This window comes from Cedecea selenatireducens (assembly GCF_042138895.1).
Taxonomy (GTDB): domain Bacteria; phylum Pseudomonadota; class Gammaproteobacteria; order Enterobacterales; family Enterobacteriaceae; genus Cedecea; species Cedecea selenatireducens.
In genome coordinates this window covers 525,578-541,807 of sequence record NZ_JBHIKW010000002.1, presented here as the reverse complement: position 1 = coordinate 541,807, position 16,230 = coordinate 525,578, and the positions used below count along the sequence as shown (strand labels likewise).

The 16,230-nt window shown below is 53.3% G+C and carries 15 protein-coding genes; 7 read left to right on the top strand and 8 right to left on the bottom strand.

The features are described from left to right. The first annotated feature begins 319 nt into the window (after positions 1–319). On the top strand, positions 320–1,618 hold the full coding sequence (locus ACE38U_RS05400; RefSeq protein WP_038479747.1) for an MFS transporter: 1,299 nt from the start codon (positions 320–322) through the stop codon (positions 1,616–1,618). Positions 1,619–1,652: 34 nt separating this feature from the next. On the opposite strand, the gene pssA is transcribed toward ACE38U_RS05400, so the two are convergent. The 4 genes from pssA to trxC form a co-directional block, all read right to left on the bottom strand. Beyond that, on the bottom strand, positions 1,653–3,008 hold the full coding sequence (gene pssA / locus ACE38U_RS05395) for a CDP-diacylglycerol--serine O-phosphatidyltransferase (RefSeq protein WP_176981910.1): 1,356 nt from the start codon (positions 3,006–3,008) through the stop codon (positions 1,653–1,655). A 114-nt stretch (positions 3,009–3,122) separates the two neighbouring features. After that, positions 3,123–5,783, bottom strand: a complete 2,661-nt coding sequence (locus tag ACE38U_RS05390; RefSeq protein ID WP_038479753.1) for a bifunctional acetate--CoA ligase family protein/GNAT family N-acetyltransferase — start codon at positions 5,781–5,783, stop codon at positions 3,123–3,125. 32 nt (positions 5,784–5,815) lie between these two features. Next, positions 5,816–6,517, bottom strand: coding sequence for a tRNA-uridine aminocarboxypropyltransferase (locus ACE38U_RS05385; protein WP_038479756.1), 702 nt, complete (start codon positions 6,515–6,517; stop codon positions 5,816–5,818). A gap of 76 nt (positions 6,518–6,593) precedes the next feature. Beyond that, a complete protein-coding gene (gene trxC, locus ACE38U_RS05380) occupies positions 6,594–7,013 on the bottom strand; it encodes a thioredoxin TrxC (RefSeq protein ID WP_038479759.1) in 420 nt (139 codons plus the stop codon). Positions 7,014–7,220: 207 nt separating this feature from the next. Here trxC and ACE38U_RS05375 point away from each other — a divergent pair, with 207 nt between their 5' ends. Then, positions 7,221–8,291, top strand: coding sequence for a tRNA/rRNA methyltransferase (locus ACE38U_RS05375; RefSeq protein WP_038479762.1), 1,071 nt, complete (start codon positions 7,221–7,223; stop codon positions 8,289–8,291). Between the two features lie 57 nt (positions 8,292–8,348). Here the strand turns inward: ACE38U_RS05375 and ung are convergent, their stop codons facing one another. Continuing rightward, entirely contained in the window at positions 8,349–9,038 is a 690-nt protein-coding gene (gene ung, locus ACE38U_RS05370) for a uracil-DNA glycosylase (protein WP_038479765.1), read from the bottom strand. Positions 9,039–9,357: 319 nt separating this feature from the next. On the opposite strand from ung, the gene grcA reads away from it, so the two are divergent. Then, positions 9,358–9,741 (top strand): autonomous glycyl radical cofactor GrcA, encoded by a 384-nt coding sequence (gene grcA / locus ACE38U_RS05365; protein ID WP_016537828.1) that lies wholly within the window; start codon positions 9,358–9,360, stop codon positions 9,739–9,741. 50 nt (positions 9,742–9,791) lie between these two features. Here grcA and eamB read toward each other — a convergent pair whose 3' ends face one another. Then, on the bottom strand, positions 9,792–10,379 hold the full coding sequence (eamB, locus tag ACE38U_RS05360) for a cysteine/O-acetylserine transporter (protein ID WP_375529302.1): 588 nt from the start codon (positions 10,377–10,379) through the stop codon (positions 9,792–9,794). A 104-nt stretch (positions 10,380–10,483) separates the two neighbouring features. On the opposite strand from eamB, the gene ACE38U_RS05355 reads away from it, so the two are divergent. Next, positions 10,484–11,368, top strand: a complete 885-nt coding sequence (locus tag ACE38U_RS05355; RefSeq protein WP_375529301.1) for a LysR family transcriptional regulator — start codon at positions 10,484–10,486, stop codon at positions 11,366–11,368. A gap of 29 nt (positions 11,369–11,397) precedes the next feature. On the opposite strand, the gene srmB is transcribed toward ACE38U_RS05355, so the two are convergent. Then, positions 11,398–12,735, bottom strand: coding sequence for an ATP-dependent RNA helicase SrmB (gene srmB / locus ACE38U_RS05350; RefSeq protein WP_154187941.1), 1,338 nt, complete (start codon positions 12,733–12,735; stop codon positions 11,398–11,400). Between the two features lie 121 nt (positions 12,736–12,856). On the opposite strand from srmB, the gene trmN reads away from it, so the two are divergent. Next, positions 12,857–13,594 carry a tRNA(1)(Val) (adenine(37)-N(6))-methyltransferase TrmN gene (gene trmN, locus ACE38U_RS05345; protein ID WP_375529300.1) on the top strand — a complete coding sequence of 246 codons (738 nt, stop codon included), beginning with the start codon at positions 12,857–12,859 and terminating at the stop codon, positions 13,592–13,594. On the opposite strand, the gene nadB is transcribed toward trmN, so the two are convergent. Next, positions 13,579–15,195, bottom strand: coding sequence for an L-aspartate oxidase (nadB, locus tag ACE38U_RS05340; protein WP_176981915.1), 1,617 nt, complete (start codon positions 15,193–15,195; stop codon positions 13,579–13,581). The genes trmN and nadB overlap by 16 nt on opposite strands. 176 nt (positions 15,196–15,371) lie before the next feature. On the opposite strand from nadB, the gene rseD reads away from it, so the two are divergent. Together rseD and rpoE are read left to right on the top strand one after the other, a co-directional pair. Continuing rightward, complete coding sequence (gene rseD, locus ACE38U_RS05335) at positions 15,372–15,632, top strand: rpoE leader peptide RseD (protein ID WP_038479781.1); 261 nt, start codon at positions 15,372–15,374, stop codon at positions 15,630–15,632. Beyond that, entirely contained in the window at positions 15,629–16,204 is a 576-nt protein-coding gene (gene rpoE, locus ACE38U_RS05330; RefSeq protein ID WP_016537822.1) for an RNA polymerase sigma factor RpoE, read from the top strand. The genes rseD and rpoE overlap by 4 nt, the downstream gene beginning before the upstream one ends. The last annotated feature ends 26 nt before the right edge of the window (positions 16,205–16,230 follow it).

The following is a 16,230-nucleotide window of genomic DNA, read 5'->3' as shown; positions in this document are numbered from 1 at the left end:
TCTGGTTTCTGCTGCTTTCTACTCTCAGAGAGCATGACAAAATCATCGGGAACGATTTTGCACAGCCGCAGGCTGCCCGCAGGGTGACGGGCAGGACAGCCCGGCATACAACTGCCAGGCATCAAATAAAACAGAAAACCTCAGCCTGACGGCTGGGGTTTTTTGTTTTTCCAGTAGTAACAATTTGCGAAAAGCTTAGCCTGCTCACAAAAAACACTGTAACAACTGCGCAACAAGAAACTTCACCTCACGAATTTTGTTTCTCCTGCTTTACTGGATCCTGGGTTATTACGCTCGTTCAGGAAGACAGGAAAATATAATGACTGAATCAACAAGTGAAGAGAGTATTGCGCTAACGGCTGCGGATACCCGTCGTCGCGTCTGGGCCATTGTCGGCGCCTCATCAGGGAATCTGGTTGAGTGGTTTGATTTTTATGTTTACTCATTCTGCTCGCTCTATTTCGCACACATCTTTTTCCCTACGGGAAATACTACTACCCAACTGTTGCAAACGGCTGGGGTCTTTGCCGCTGGTTTTCTGATGCGGCCGATTGGCGGCTGGCTGTTTGGCTATATCGCTGACAAACATGGACGTAAAAACTCCATGCTGATCTCCGTCTGCATGATGTGTTTTGGATCGTTGGTAATTGCCTGCCTGCCAGGATACGCCACTATCGGTACATGGGCTCCTGCGTTATTACTTCTGGCTCGCTTGTTTCAGGGCTTATCTGTGGGAGGAGAGTATGGAACCAGCGCGACATACATGAGTGAGGTGGCGGTTGAAGGCCGTAAAGGATTTTACGCCTCATTCCAGTATGTGACGCTCATTGGTGGGCAGCTTACTGCATTGCTGGTTGTGGTTATCCTGCAGCAAGTGCTGAGCGATGAGGATTTACGAAGCTGGGGATGGCGGATCCCATTCGCGATTGGCGCCGTACTGGCCATTGTTGCCCTTTATCTTCGTCGTTCGCTGGATGAAACGTCAGATAAAGCGACTCGTGCGCACAAAGATGCCGGAACGCTATCCGGGCTATGGAAGAACCGTAAAGCGTTCATTATGGTGCTCGGCTTTACTGCCGGCGGGTCCCTGGCTTTTTATACTTTCACCACTTATATGCAGAAGTACCTGGTAAATACGGCGGGGATGCATGCCAATACGGCCAGCGCGCTGATGACCTTTGCTCTGTTTATTTTCATGGTGATCCAGCCGTTCTTCGGCGCGCTATCGGATAAAATCGGACGGCGTAGCTCAATGCTATGTTTTGGCGGGTTAGCGGCGGTGCTGACTGTGCCTATCTTGACGGCTTTGCAAAATGTTAGCTCGCCGTATGCAGCCTTTGCACTGGTGATGGCGGCGATGATCATTGTCAGCTTTTACACTTCAATTAGCGGCATTCTGAAGGCTGAAATGTTCCCACCAGAAGTCCGTGCCCTGGGCGTTGGGCTCTCCTATGCGGTTGCTAATGCTCTGTTTGGCGGCTCTGCGGAATATGTCGCTCTGTCACTAAAATCGATCGGCAGTGAAACTATCTTCTTCTGGTATGTTTCCGGGATGGGAGCGCTGGCGTTTGTGGTTTCTTTGCTGCTGCACCGCAAAGGAAAAGGCATCAAACTCTAGAAAGAAAAAGCCCTGCAGTGCAGGGCTTAAACATTTAAAGAATGCGGCTTATCAATCGGTCGATACGGATACGACGCAGGCGGCGAATCAGCTTACGAACTTTCACCGGATATTCGGCGATGCTTTGCAGATCGCGATAATGTTGAACGACCGTCGTATGGGTGCGGATAAGCTCCAGCTCTCTGGTACGAATGCCTTCCAGCTCTCTTTTCGGATCGTGGATCAGCAGGGCATTCTCCAGGTCCAGACGCCAGGCGCGCGGGTTAAGGTTATTCCCGGTCAGCAGCATCCACTCGTTGTCCACCCACATTCCTTTCAGGTGATAGCTGTTATCCCCGTCTTTCCACAAACGCACAATCAGTTGCCCGGTATTCACATAATACTGCAGGCGGCTAAGGAAGCGGCGCAGGTTAATCTCGTAGAGGTAAGGCAGGGCACCGATAATCTTAAACGGCTGATCTTCGGGAATATAGAAATCGTTGGCCGTTTTGTCGCCAACGATAATCTCAACCTGTTTGCCATCTCGCAGTAGCTGAATGATATTACGCACCAGCACCGCAGGCAGGTTGAAATACGGCGTGCAGATAGTGAGCTTTTGCTCGGCACACGGCATAAGATGGAAGATAGTTTTATTCAGCAGGCTGGATTTCCCCAGCCCAACCAGCGGCGTAACCGACAGCTGATCGTTGTCCGCATCACCCTGGAAGATAAAGCTGGCATCCCGCAGCTCCTGACGGAACAGGCGAATGTCGTTTTTGATTTCCGGGCTTTTTGGGCGTTCGGCGACGTCCAGTCGATGAACCGCGCGGCCATTCACCAGATTCTGGTTCACCCAACCATACATAATGTCCGCTAACGAGCGATTGCGGATGACCTGATAGCGGTCATAACGATACTTATCATGCTGATGCAGATAGACATCATTGAGGCTGGCACCGCTGTAGAAAACGCTGTCATCAATGATAAAACCTTTGAAATGCAACACGCCAAGCGCTTCGCGAGTATTGACGGGAACGCCGTAGACCGGAATATTTACATCCGGAAACTGCTCTGCCATGCGGTGATACCAGTCCGCATTGGTGTTGGTTGCGGCAACACCAATACGTCCGCGCTGAGCACGGTGCCAGTCAACCAGCACGGTAACTTCCAGGTCCGGCCGCTGCTGTTTAGCCTGATAAAGCGCGGACAGGATCCCATTGCCGCCGTCATCCTGCTCAAGATACAGCGCAATGATGCAGATGCGTTGCGTTGCGCCCGCTATTTTTTTCAGCAGCGTTTCGCGGAAGTCCGCAGGGGAGAACAGGGTTTCTACATCATCAACTGATTGAGAAAGCTTCGGTAACTGGGCAAGGTGTTGTTGATGTTTATTACGTTTAAATTTAGACAACATCACAGTGCTTATCTTCTCTTTTCATTGGATGGCCTTCTGCAAAATCCAGACGTCAGAACCTGCTGATAATACCACTACTGCCACGCAAAGTGAGTATGTTTTCCAGTACCTTACTCACGAATCTGCGCTTTCGCCCAGTGGGAGCATCAGGCTCACAATGCCATCTTCCAGCTGAATATCGACGCTGAAACCCAGTTTACGGGCCAGAGCAATCATGCCCTGGTTATTCGGCATCGTGATGCCATTTAGCTGCTGAATACCGTGTTGTCTGGTGTAGTCGATGAGTTTAGCCAACAGGCGGCGGCCCAGCCCAAGCCCTTTCAGGTCGGAGCGCACCAGCACGGCAAACTCGGCATCCACGTTATCCGGATCGGAAATTGCACGCGTGACGCCGAGGATCTCATCGCTGCCTTTCATTCGACGAACGGCAACAAACGCCATTTCCCGATCGTAGTCGATCTGCGTCATATTGGCTAAATCTTCGTGGGTAAATTCATTGATCTCGCTGAAATAGCGATAGTAGAGATCTTCTTTTGTTACCTGGGCAATAAAGCGCTGCAGCTGAGGTTCATCTTCAGGAAGGATCGGGCGGAACAGGCAGCGATCGCCATTTTTGAGCTGCACAATCTCTTCCAGTTGATGAGGATAAGGACGAACGGCCAGGCGGGAATCCGCATCTCCGGTAAATTCGGCTAACTCAAGTGTGACATCTAACAAAGTAAAGTCACTGCCGGAGGCTAACAGCGGGTGGATATCAAGCCGTACTATCTCCGGGCAATCGATGATCAGGTTAGAGACCCGCACCAGAACCTCGCTGATGCCGGCGATGTCCAGCGGGCGTAATGCGCTCCTGCTGCGGATCTTGCCGCTTTTAATCGCCTGAATAACAAGATAGCGGGCAAGATTCATGTTTAAAGGAGGGAGAGCCACGGCAGCCTGTCGCTCGGGCCGCCATTCTACGCCGCCTTCCCCCAGCATGATCAATGGGCCAAATACCGGGTCGTGCTCAACGACAACCCGAAGCTCCTGTGCCCCCGCGCGGTTTGCCATACTTTGCACCAGCAGGCCATGAATCCGCGCCTGTGGCCAGGTCATTTTTACACGGTCAATAATGGCTTCTGCTGCCTGCTGAACCTCACTGGCCGTCCGTAAATAAAGCATTACCCCCTGAACTTCCGACTTATGGGGAATATCCGGTGAGCGAAGTTTTAACGCCACGGGATAGCCAATTTGCTCGGCGATGTGCACGGCTTCCGCACTGTCACTTGCAATCCATGTTGGCAGCGTCGTTAAGCCATAGGCTTCAAGTACGGGCCTGACTTCATGAGTATCGAGCGTGGTTGCTCCCTGATGCAGCGCCTGCTGGATCAGGTGGTGAGCTTCGCCGGTGTTAGCCGTCAGGTTAGCGGGTAGCGCGGGGATCTCGCGGAGCTGCTTCTGATTACGGCGATACTCCACCATATGCATAAACGCCGTTACCGCCCCTTCTGGGGTTCGGTAGGTAGGGATCCCGGCATCGCTAAACAGGCGTCTGGCCTCCTGGGAGGAGAACTCACCGCACCAGTTGGTAAAAATGGTCAGGTATTTCCCGCGAGGGTGCCGCTGTAGCAAATCGATCAACGCGAGAGCGCTTGCGGTTCCGGGAGCGGCGGCGCTGGGAGAATGAATCACCATTAGAGCATCAAAATCATGGCTATCCAGCAATTTTTCTACGGCCAGCAGATAACGGCCGGGCGTTGCGTCATCACGGAGATCTATCGGATTTCCGGCTTCAACACCTGAAGGAAGCACTGCTGCAAGCGCCTTTGTAGTTTCTTCGCTTAACGTCGCCAGCTTGCCGTTTCGCAGCCATAGTTCATCCAGCGCCAGCGCCGCAGGAGCCGCCCCATTACTGACAATCATCAGTCGTTCGCCGCGCAGAGGGCGCATATGGCTGAGGGTTTCAACGGCGGAAAACAGTTCATGCGTGTCCTGAACACGCAGTAAACCAGCCCGCTGAATTGCCGCATCCCAGGCGGCATCCAGGCCAGGATGCGTTTTCAGCAGGGTTTGAGCTTTGCTGCTGCGTCCGCTTTTGATGACCAGAATAGGTTTATTACGTGAGGCACTTCGCGCGGCAGAGACAAAGCGACGGGCATCGCTAAGATGTTCAAGATAAAGCAAAATGGCGCTGGTTTTGGTATCTCTTGCGAGGTAATCAAGCAGCTCATCCACGTCGATATCCAGGCTATCACCGAGGGCGATAAACCAGGAAAACCCCATTTCACGTTGCTGCGCCCAGTCCAGAATGGTGTTTGAAACTGCGGCGGACTGGGAAATAAACGCCAGTTTGCCCTTTTGAATCGGTACCGGCGAGAAGCTAGCGTTCAACCCCTGCCAGGGCGCTAAAAGACCAAGGCTATTGGGGCCTAGCAGACGAATTTGCCAGCGTGCCGCGCAGGCCAGCAATTCAGGCAGTTGCTCGGGGGGAGCTGATAAGATAATGCAGGCTTTGCAGCCTTTGCTTCCCAGCTCGTCTAGCAGCGTCAGGTTACGGCCTGAATGGGTACAGATAATCGCGAGGTCGGGCGCAAGCGGCAGGCTGGCGATATCCGGCCAGGCCAGCACCCCGCAAACGGCTTTATGGGTTGGCGTGACCGGCATGACCGGGCCGTTGAACCCGCCGGCAAGCAAATTACGCATCATTAAATAACCGGCGCGATCGGGCTTTGCCGAAGCGCCGATGACGGCAATCGATTTTGGACGCAGCAGCGCTTCCAGGCCTCGTTGACTCACGACTCTCTCCCCTGAGTGATGTTCAGGAGAGTCTAAACGTTTTCTTCAACTTCTGCTGTGACGCTGCCCTGATGATGCGGTTTCCCCGCCAGATAACGCTCACGGAAAAGGGTAAAGTGCTGCGTTAGCCCTTCAGATGCATCGGTATCCCCCGCCAGTTCAAGCAAGGCTGCGGCGACTTCTGCGGTACAGTACTGGCCCTCGGCGTGCGCTTCTCGCAGGCGATAAGCAGAGGTAATGCTCAGGTCAACGGAAATCACCGGCAGCGCGTCGAGGTAAGGGCTTTTACGGAACATTTTGCGCGCTTCGGTCCAGGTACCGTCAAGCATAATAAACAGCGGTGGTTTCCCGGTGACTGGCGGCGTGGTCAGAACTTCCCGCTCTCCGTTAGCATAGGAAGCGGGAAAAACGACCATCGGCTGATAGTTCGGATTAGCGACAAGTTCCAGCAGCGCCTCTGGTGGCTCCGTGCGTGACCATTGAAACGCCTCTGTGTCCGGCAAAACATCGGCGATTAGCCGGCCAGTGTTGCTGGGCTTCATGGGCTCAGTGTCGAACATGACCAGGCAAAAGCGGCTGCGCGCATTTTGCGGCTGAAGCGTCTCGCACAGGCAGTTTTTCAGCGGCAACAGGCAACGCTGGCAGCGACGAACGCGATTACCACGGGCAAGAAATGGGCGAGTTGCACGGGCCAGGCGAGCAGCACGAAGGCGGAGAACGGCGTTTTCTGTCATTAATTAAGGCAGCTTAGCTAAAAACGCTATTCTAACGTAGATATAAAAGAGGGGGCTAAAAAATGCCCCCGCAGGATCAGATATTTTCGTCCAGCCAGCTATCGAACGGGGCTTTTGGCATCGCACCATTCAGCATGTCAACGACCTGGCCATTCTTGAAGATCATAATGGTTGGGATGCTGCGAATACGAAAACGGGCGCTGAGCTCCTGTTCAGCCTCGGTATTGACCTTAACAAAACGGACTTTGCCGCTGCGCTCTTCGGCTACATCCTCAAATATTGGTGCGAAGTTAACGCACGGCCCGCACCACGGAGCCCAAAAGTCCACCACGACCGGCAGCTCGTCTTTCAGAAGTTTATCCAGCGTAGCCGTAGTCGCATTGACGACTTCTCCGTCAAACAGTTCATGACCGCAGCGACCGCACTTTGCGCCGTCATCAATACGGTCGTCAGGAATGCGGTTAATGGCCTGGCAGTCGGCGCAAACGGTATTCATAACTAACCTCAAAGAGAATGGTTGAAAATCGGTGTCATGCACCGTGGATGTTTCAAATATGTTACATATTATCGGCGAAGATGGGGAGGCCAACAAAGTGATTTATTCGATGAGTACAATAGTTATTAGCTTTTAAGCAAAGTTAATGGCTAACCCATGCCACATCAGGTAATCTGCGCGCTTCGCGCTCAGCCAGGTGGAGGAAAAATGAACGACGAATTTAAAGGTAAAAGCGGCAAGGTCAAAGTGATGTATGTCCGCGGTGACGACGATAGCGAAAAACGCAGCCAAAACCCGCGTACCGGGAAAGGTGGTGGGCGTCCTGCCGGTGCGTCACGTGGTGAAGGCGGCGGTCGCCGTCCGGCTCGTCACGATGATAAACCTCGCGGCGGGCGCGATCGTAATGAACGTAGCGACAGAGGCGATCGCGGTGAAGCGGCGTCCCCATGGCGCACGGTTTCCCGTGCCCCGGTAGACACTTCACTGTCGGCTTCTGACAATGAAGGTGCAACAAAGCACATCGTTGATCCGGAAGTGATTCGTCGCCAGCGCGCCGAAGAAGCCCGTGTCTACGGTGAGAATGCTTGTCAGGCGCTGTTCCAGAGCCGCCCGGAAAGCATCGTGCGTGCCTGGTTTATCCAGAGCGTTACGCCTCGCTTTAAAGAAGCGCTGCGCTGGATGGCGGCTAACCGCAAGGCTTACCACGTTGTGGATGACGCCGAGCTGGCAAAAGCCTCCGGCACGGAACACCACGGTGGTGTTTGCTTCATTATTAAAAAGCGTAGCGGCATCAGCGTGCAGAGCTGGCTGAATAAAGCCGGGGAAGAAGACTGCGTACTGGCGCTGGAGGATGTGGGTAACCCTCACAACCTTGGCGGGATCATGCGTAGCTGTGCGCACTTCGGTGTGAAAGGTTTACTGATTCAGGATGCTTCTCTGCTGGAGTCCGGGGCGGCAATTCGTACCGCAGAAGGCGGTGCAGAGCACGTTGTGGCGATCAGCGGCGAGACGTTTGGTGATGGGCTGGAAGCTTTCCGTAAAGCAGGCTACACCATCGTGACGACCTCAAGCCATCAGGGTACTCCGCTGTATAAAGCTGAGCTACCTAAGAAAATGGTGCTGGTGCTGGGCCAGGAGCGCGATGGCGTTTCCGACACCACCTTTGAAAATGCTGATATGAGCGTAGCCATTGAAGGTACCGGCAATGTTGAAAGCCTCAATGTATCCGTAGCAACCGGCGTACTGCTGGGTGAATGGTGGCGCCAGAATAAGGCGTAACCCGTTCTCCTGTTATAAAAAAACCAGCTTAATTGCTGGTTTTTTTTCGTCCAGAACTTAGCCATTTTCCTGTGGCAGCTGTGGCATCCAGTCGATGGGCTTTTCCCCGCGCTCTACAAGATATTCATTTGCCTTAACGAAATGCCCACAGCCCAGGAAACCGCGATGCGCCGAAAGCGGGGAAGGGTGTGGCGCGGTCAACACGTGGTGACGCTGGCGATCGATAATGCTGCCTTTGCGCTGAGCGTGAGCCCCCCACAGCAGAAACACCACGCCTTCACGGTGTTCATTAATGAGAGCGATAACCTTATCGGTAAACGTTTCCCAGCCAAATTTGGCGTGGGAATGCGCCTTGCTTGCCTCGACGGTCAGCACCGTGTTGAGCAGCAAAACGCCCTGGCGCGCCCAGCTTTCAAGATAGCCGTGGGCTGGGCGGGTAAAGCCCGGCACTGAGGCTTCCAGCTCTTTGTACATATTGACCAGGGAAGGTGGCGGTGCAATGCCCGGAAGCACGGAGAAAGAAAGCCCGTGCGCCTGCCCTGGGCCGTGATAGGGATCCTGGCCAAGGATAACGACTTTGACATCGCCCAGCTCGGTAAACCGAAAAGCGTTAAACACATCCTTCTGCGGGGGATAAACGGTCACGCCCGCAGCGCGCTCTGCGGCAACGGCGCTGAGCGTATTGATAAAGTAGGGCTGCTGTTTCTCTTCTGCCAGCACGTCGTGCCAGGTGAGGTGGGTAGTCATCTCGCTCTCCCGCGAATCTGTAATGTCCGCTAGCTTAACTGCTTCTGCCCCATGAGCAAAATAGTGCGTTGCATCAATGGGCTACGGTACTAAATAAAGTTGAAAATTTACAAAAATTTTAATGACACGCCGTACGTCTAAGTTGATGTAAAACAAATAAAACCAGTAAAACCCTTTTTTGTGGTGTGGATTTAATTGATTTAAATCAAAGAATCGCGCCTGGCGGGCTGATATAAGAACAACAAAGCAACAAAGGTTTTACCAATGAGCCAGAGAGCTGGCCCAAAGAATCAGCACATTACCCTAAGGGAGAAATAAAATGATTACTGGTATCCAAATTACAAAAGCGGCAAATGACGAACTTCTGAATTCTTTCTGGCTGCTCGACAATGAAAAAGGTGAAGCTCGCTGCGTATGCGCGAAAGCGGGTTTTGCAGAAGATGAAGTTGTTGCGGTCAGCAAACTGGGTCAGTTTGAATACCGTGAAATTCCGATGGAAGTAAAACCAGAAGTTCGCGTAGAAGGTGGTCAGCACCTGAACGTTAACGTTCTGCGTCGTGAAACGCTGGAAGATGCGGTTAAGCATCCGGAAAAATATCCGCAGCTGACAATTCGTGTTTCCGGCTATGCGGTTCGTTTTAACTCTCTGACCCCGGAACAGCAGCGCGACGTGATCACCCGTACTTTCACTGAAAGCCTGTAATTCAGTTCCCGCCGTAATAAATAAAGAGCGCCTTCTGGCGCTCTTTTACGTTAGTAAAAAATCCGCACCGCACAGTAAACCAGCATCAACGCCAGAATAATATTCAGCGAACGTCCAAAGCGTTGAAAGACCTTCTGGAACAGATGGCCAGCCAGCGCCCAGCAAAGATTCCCCAAACACCCTATTGCCGCCAGCACCACGCTCATTCCCACGATGCCGCTTATCTCCGCCGTATACGGCAAAACAAAGGTCGACAGGGCTGTGATGCCGTAAAGAATAATTTTTACGTTTAAGAACTGCAGGCCAAAGCTGGCCCAGAAGCCGACCGGCTGAGCTTCAGTCGTCGAGCCCGGCGGCTGGCTGGTGGCAATCTTCAGCGCCAGCCACAAAATGTAAACCGCGCCCACCCAGCTAAGCACGCGGGTAAACCGCGGATCGAGGCTGACGAGTGAGAAGGCGATGCCCGCACACAGCAGCATGATAATCAGAAATCCAAGGCTCATTCCCGCCAGCACGCGGGTGCTTTCCCGCAGCCCGTGGCTGGTGACGGTGCTTAACGCCAGAATATTGTTGGGCCCTGGCGTCAGGGCGGTAATGAGGGTGTACGTCCAGAAAGCGCTAAAGAAAATGGCGACCACTTGAGTTCTCCTGTGTTTTCGCTGAGAGTACGCAAACCGGAAGCTTTAAAAAAATGAATGTTTCTATACTCAGAGTTCGATGGTTTCGATGTAATGGAGGCTGAATGGATTTACGTCGGTTTGTCACGTTAAAAACGGTGGTTGAGGAAGGCTCGTTCCTGCTGGCCTCCCAGAAGCTATGCTGCACGCAGTCGACGGTCACTTTTCATATTCAGCAGCTTGAACAGGAGCTTTCGCTGCAGCTGTTTGAAAAAATTGGCCGACGGATGCGTTTAACCGAAAGCGGCAAAAAGCTCATGCCTCACGTCTATGAGCTGACGCGCGTCATCGATACCATCAGGCAGGCCGCCAGGCAGGGCTCTGAGCCAGAGGGTGAACTCAGGGTCGCAAGTGGTGAAACGCTGCTGGCGTACAAGATGCCGCGCGTGCTACAGCGTTTTAAGGAGAGGGCGCCTCGAGTCAAACTCTCTCTGCAGTCTTTGAACTGCTACACGATTCGCGACGCGCTTCTGGACGATCGGGTCGATCTCGGCGTGTTCTACCGCGTGGGGAATGACGAAGCGTTGCATATGCAGGCGATTAGTGAGCCTTCGCTGGTGCTGGTGGCGTCGCCGGCACGCCAGGAGATTGACTTCCGACATACGGACATGCACATCCCGGTCAGTTTTGTGATCAACGAGCCGCAGTGCGTGTTCCGGCAGATCTTTGAAGAACAGTTGAGAAAGCGCAGGATCACGCTGGAAAACACCATTGAGCTATGGAGCATTGAAAGTATTAAGCAGTGCGTGGCCGCGAATCTCGGTGTGAGCTTTTTGCCTCGTTTTACCGTTGAGAAAGAGCTTTTGTCCGGGGAGCTAGTGGAGCTGCCGTTCAGCGAACCGTTGCTGACGATCAATGCGATCTGTGCGCATCATGCGGGGAAGGTGATCAGCCCGGCGATGAAGATTTTTATGGAATGCCTGCAGGAGAACGCTGAGTCGGGGCAATAAAAAACGCCGGGGTTTTCCCGGCGTGGATGTTATTCGTCGACTTTTGTCGATTCTGTCGCAGCAGCCGCACTTGGCTTGCGGCGCTTGCCGACGTTTTTCTTGTCACGGTGACGTACTTTAACGCGCGGCTTCTCTTTGTCTTTCTCTTTCTTCTTCTCTTCGCGCTTGGCCAGTACTTTCTTCGATGGCTTACCGGTCAGCTTCTCGCTTGGCGCGCGCGTGGTTGGGCGCAGTTCATCGAAGACGCGGGACTTCAGCGGCTCTTTCATGTAGCGGGTAATTTTACCCAGCAGCAGATGATCGTGTGCTTCAACCAGTGAAATCGCAGTACCTTTCATACCAGCACGACCGGTACGGCCGATACGGTGCAGGTAGATATCCGCGGTACGTGGCAGGTCAAAGTTGAATACGTGGCTAACGTCAGGAATATCGATCCCACGGGCAGCGACGTCGGTGGCAACCAGGACATTAACGCGGCCGTCGGTCAGACGTTTGATGGCTTCGTTACGCTTGGCCTGCACCATTTCGCCTTCGAGATAGCAGGTGTTGATGCCCGCTTCGCGCAGCCAGGCAACCAGCTCATGCACACGATCGCGCTTACGTACGAAGACGATAGAGCGGGTGGTATCAGGCTGGTTCAGCAAGTGAACCAACAATTTTGTTTTGTGCTCAACGTCATCAGCGCGGTAGTACCACTGATGGATCTTCTTGCGTTCACGGGTGGAAGGCGTGGCGGAAACCTCCACCGGATCTTCCAGCAGGCGCTCAGCAAAGTCTTTAACCGCGTTGCCTTCCAGGGTTGCGGAGAACAGCATGGTTTGCTTGCGCCAGCGGGTTTCTGCCGCGATGGTTTCAATATCCTGAGCAAAACCCATGTCCAGCATGCGGTCCGCTTCATCAAGGATCAGGGTTTCAACCGCGCGGCAGTCGAAGTTCTCTTCCTTAATGTATTGCAGCAGTCGGCCGGTGGTGGCGACCACAATATCCTGGTTCTCGCTGAAAACCTCAGCGTGGTTCATATATGCCACGCCGCCGGTGATGGTCGCAATATCCAGATGGGTATGCTTTGCCAGCTCACGCGCGTGGTCGGCAACCTGCATCGCCAGTTCACGGGTCGGCGTCACGATAAGAATTCGCGGCGGGCCGGATTTTTTACGTGGGAAGTCGACCAGATGCTGTAGCGCTGGCAGCAGGTAAGCTGCGGTTTTACCGGTACCCGTTGGTGCTGAACCCAGCACATCGCGCCCTTCAAGTGCAGGAGGAATGGCCGCAGCCTGGATTGCTGTCGGGCGAGTAAAGCCCTTCTCCTGGAGCGCGTCCAAAAGGCTTTCATCAAGTTCGAGTTCGGAAAAAGTGCTTACAGTCATGGTCTACCTCTATTTGGGACGCCGATTATAGACGTTATGCCCGCGATCTTCATCTGTTTGTGTCTTTCCGTGGTCGCTCGTTTCACTTATGCTACGGCGGTTTCTTTGCAAGGTAGATAAGATGTCGGATCAAAAAGCGGTATTACGTCGGGATGGTTTCACTTTCAAACAGTTCTTTGTGGCACACGATCGCTGCGCGATGAAAGTGGGGACCGATGGGACGCTACTTGGCGCGTGGGTGCCGGTGGTGAACGTGAAAAGCGTTCTGGATATTGGCACTGGCAGCGGATTGCTGGCGCTGATGCTGGCCCAAAGAACCGCCGATGACGTCACGATTGAAGCCGTTGAACTGGATCCGGTGGCCGCCGGGCAGGCGGCAGAAAACGCGAAAGGCTGCCGCTGGGCTTCGCGTATTAACGTGCACTGTGCCGATATTCGTGAATGGGCGCAGCAGGCAACCCAGCGCTACTCGCTGATAGTCAGCAACCCACCCTTCTTTGAGCAGGGCAGCAACTGTGCGTCTGCGGAACGCGCCCAGGCTCGCTACACGACGACCCTGGATCATCAGGCACTCCTCAGCAGCGCTGAACAGTTGATCACCGAGGATGGTTTTTTCTGTGTGATTATGCCGGAAACCGCAGGTACGGCGTTCAGCGAGCTGGCGAAATCACAGGGCTGGCATGTACGCTATCGCACCGACGTGGCCGACAATGAAACCCGCCTGCCGCATCGGGTAATGCTCGCACTTTCCCCAACGGGCGGAGAATACTACAACGACCGCCTGGTGATTCGAGGGCCAGACCAGGCCTACTCTGAAGGCTATTGTAGTCTGACCCAGGATTTCTATCTGTTTATGTAAAGCGGCGAGAGTACGCTTGGGCCGGATTCAGCCAGCTGTTCCGGATAATCAAGCGTGTAGTGCAGGCCACGGCTCTCTTTACGCTGCATGGCGCAGCGCACGATAAGTTCGGCAACCTGCACCAGGTTTCTTAGCTCGAGAAGGTTGTTTGAAACCCGAAAGTTGGCATAGTACTCATCAATCTCCTGCTGCAGCATAGTAATCCTCCGCAGCGCTCGCTCGAGGCGACGGGTGGTACGCACGATGCCGACGTAATCCCACATAAATAGCCGCAGCTCATGCCAGTTGTGCTGGATGACGACCTGTTCATCAGGGTTGTCTACGCGGCTGTCGTCCCAGGCGGGAAGGTTTTTGCTTTCACGGACATACGGCAAGCGCTTGAGAATATCTTCTGCGGCGGACCAGCCATAGACCAGGCATTCAAGCAGTGAATTTGACGCCATTCGGTTTGCGCCGTGCAGCCCGGTATAGGTTACTTCGCCGATAGCATACAGCCCGTCAACGTCGGTACGCCCATGCTCATCAACCATCACGCCACCGCAGGTATAATGTGCGGCAGGTACGATGGGAACTGAGTCTTTGGTTAAATCGATGCCCAACCCAAGCAGTTTTTCATAAATAGTAGGGAAGTGCTGGCGAACAAACGCTTCTGGCTTATGGCTGATATCGAGGTACATGCAGTCTGCACCCAGGCGTTTCATTTCGTGATCGATAGCTCTGGCGACGATATCTCGGGGGGCAAGCTCTGCGCGCTCATCAAATTCCGGCATGAATCGTGAGCCATCAGGGCGCTTCAGGTATGCGCCTTCCCCACGTAACGCTTCCGTAAGCAGGAAGTTTCTGGCCTGGGGATGGAACAGCGCAGTCGGGTGAAACTGGTTAAATTCAAGGTTGGCAACGCGGCAGCCCGCACGCCATGCCATAGCAATACCGTCACCAGAGGCTATATCCGGGTTGGTGGTGTATTGATAAACCTTCGAGGCGCCGCCGGTGGCCAAAACTACTGCCTTCGCCCGGCAGGTTTCGACCTTTTCAAGATTCCGGTTCCAGACCCAGGCTCCGACCACACGGCGTGTGCCCGGCAGGCCAATCTTGTCAGAGATAATTAAATCGACGGCGTTGCTGCGCTCGATGACCCGAATGTTTGGGTGATTAAGGGCTTTGCTGACCAGCGTGGTCTCAACTTCTTTGCCGGTTGCATCGGCTGCATGAAGAATACGGCGATGGCTATGGCCGCCTTCCCGCGTCAAATGGTAGCTCTCTTCACCATTGGCCAGGGTGTGGGTATCGAACATGACGCCCTGGTCAATCAGCCACTGAACGCAGTGCTTCGCATTGCTGGCGACAAACTCTACCGCATCGCGCTCACAGATTCCGGCTCCGGCAATCAGCGTATCGTCGATGTGGGAAGCAATGCTGTCGGTTTCATCGAAAACGGCGGCGATCCCCCCTTGAGCGTAAAAGGTAGAACCTTCGCTGATTGGACCTTTACTTAACACGATGACGTTGCTGGTTTCAGCCAGACGTAGCGCGAGAGAGAGGCCGGCAGCGCCGCTACCGACGATTAATACGTCACAGACCAGATCGCTATTTGAGTTCATGATGTTTAATTTACTAAACAGGAATGGCCGCAGCATAGCACCGGGTGGGAGCATGAACACTCTTTTTTTGTTTGAGCGTTGTGTTAACTAAACAAAGCAGCCGATGAATCTCTCGGGGAGAGATGAGTCAAATTCTATAAATAAATCCCCCATAGGTGCGGTAAACGGCAGATTAAATGATGAAATACCTTGATTCATGCGATACTCTGCTCGCTAACTTTTTAAGCATTGATTCAGAAGAATCGGCGTTACCGTTTTGCGAAGCGGAACTTATAATGAAAAGATGCAATCCGCTAAACATGACAGAAAAACAAAGGCGTAACGGAACTTTGCTGGCCTCGGGCACTCCAACTCAAAGCTTGCTCAAAAATGCAGGGTTCGAGTGGCATTTCGATTACGCGTGGAAATTGGGTTTGGGGAGACATTACCTCGGATGAGCGAGCAGTTAACGGATCAGGTCCTCGTCGAACGGGTCCAAAAGGGAGATCAGAAATCATTTAACCTACTGGTGGTGCGCTACCAGCATAAGGTTGCGAGCCTGGTTTCCCGTTATGTACCTTCGGGTGATGTTCCCGACGTGGTGCAGGAATCTTTTATCAAAGCGTATCGCGCACTGGATTCATTCCGTGGCGATAGTGCCTTTTATACGTGGCTGTATCGCATTGCGGTCAACACGGCAAAAAATTATCTGGTTGCTCAGGGGCGCCGTCCACCTTCAAGTGATGTGGACGCTATCGATGCGGAAAACTACGAAAGTGGCAGCGCATTGAAAGAAATTTCGAACCCTGAGAACTTAATGTTGTCTGAGGAACTGAGACAGATAGTTTTCCGTACTATTGAGTCGCTCCCGGAAGATTTACGCATGGCAATCACGTTGCGGGAGTTGGATGGCCTGAGCTATGAAGAGATAGCCGCCATTATGGATTGCCCGGTAGGTACTGTGCGTTCTCGTATTTTCCGCGCAAGGGAAGCTATTGATAATAAAGTTCAACCGCTTATCAGGCGTTGACGATAGCGGATTACTGGAAGGGTATT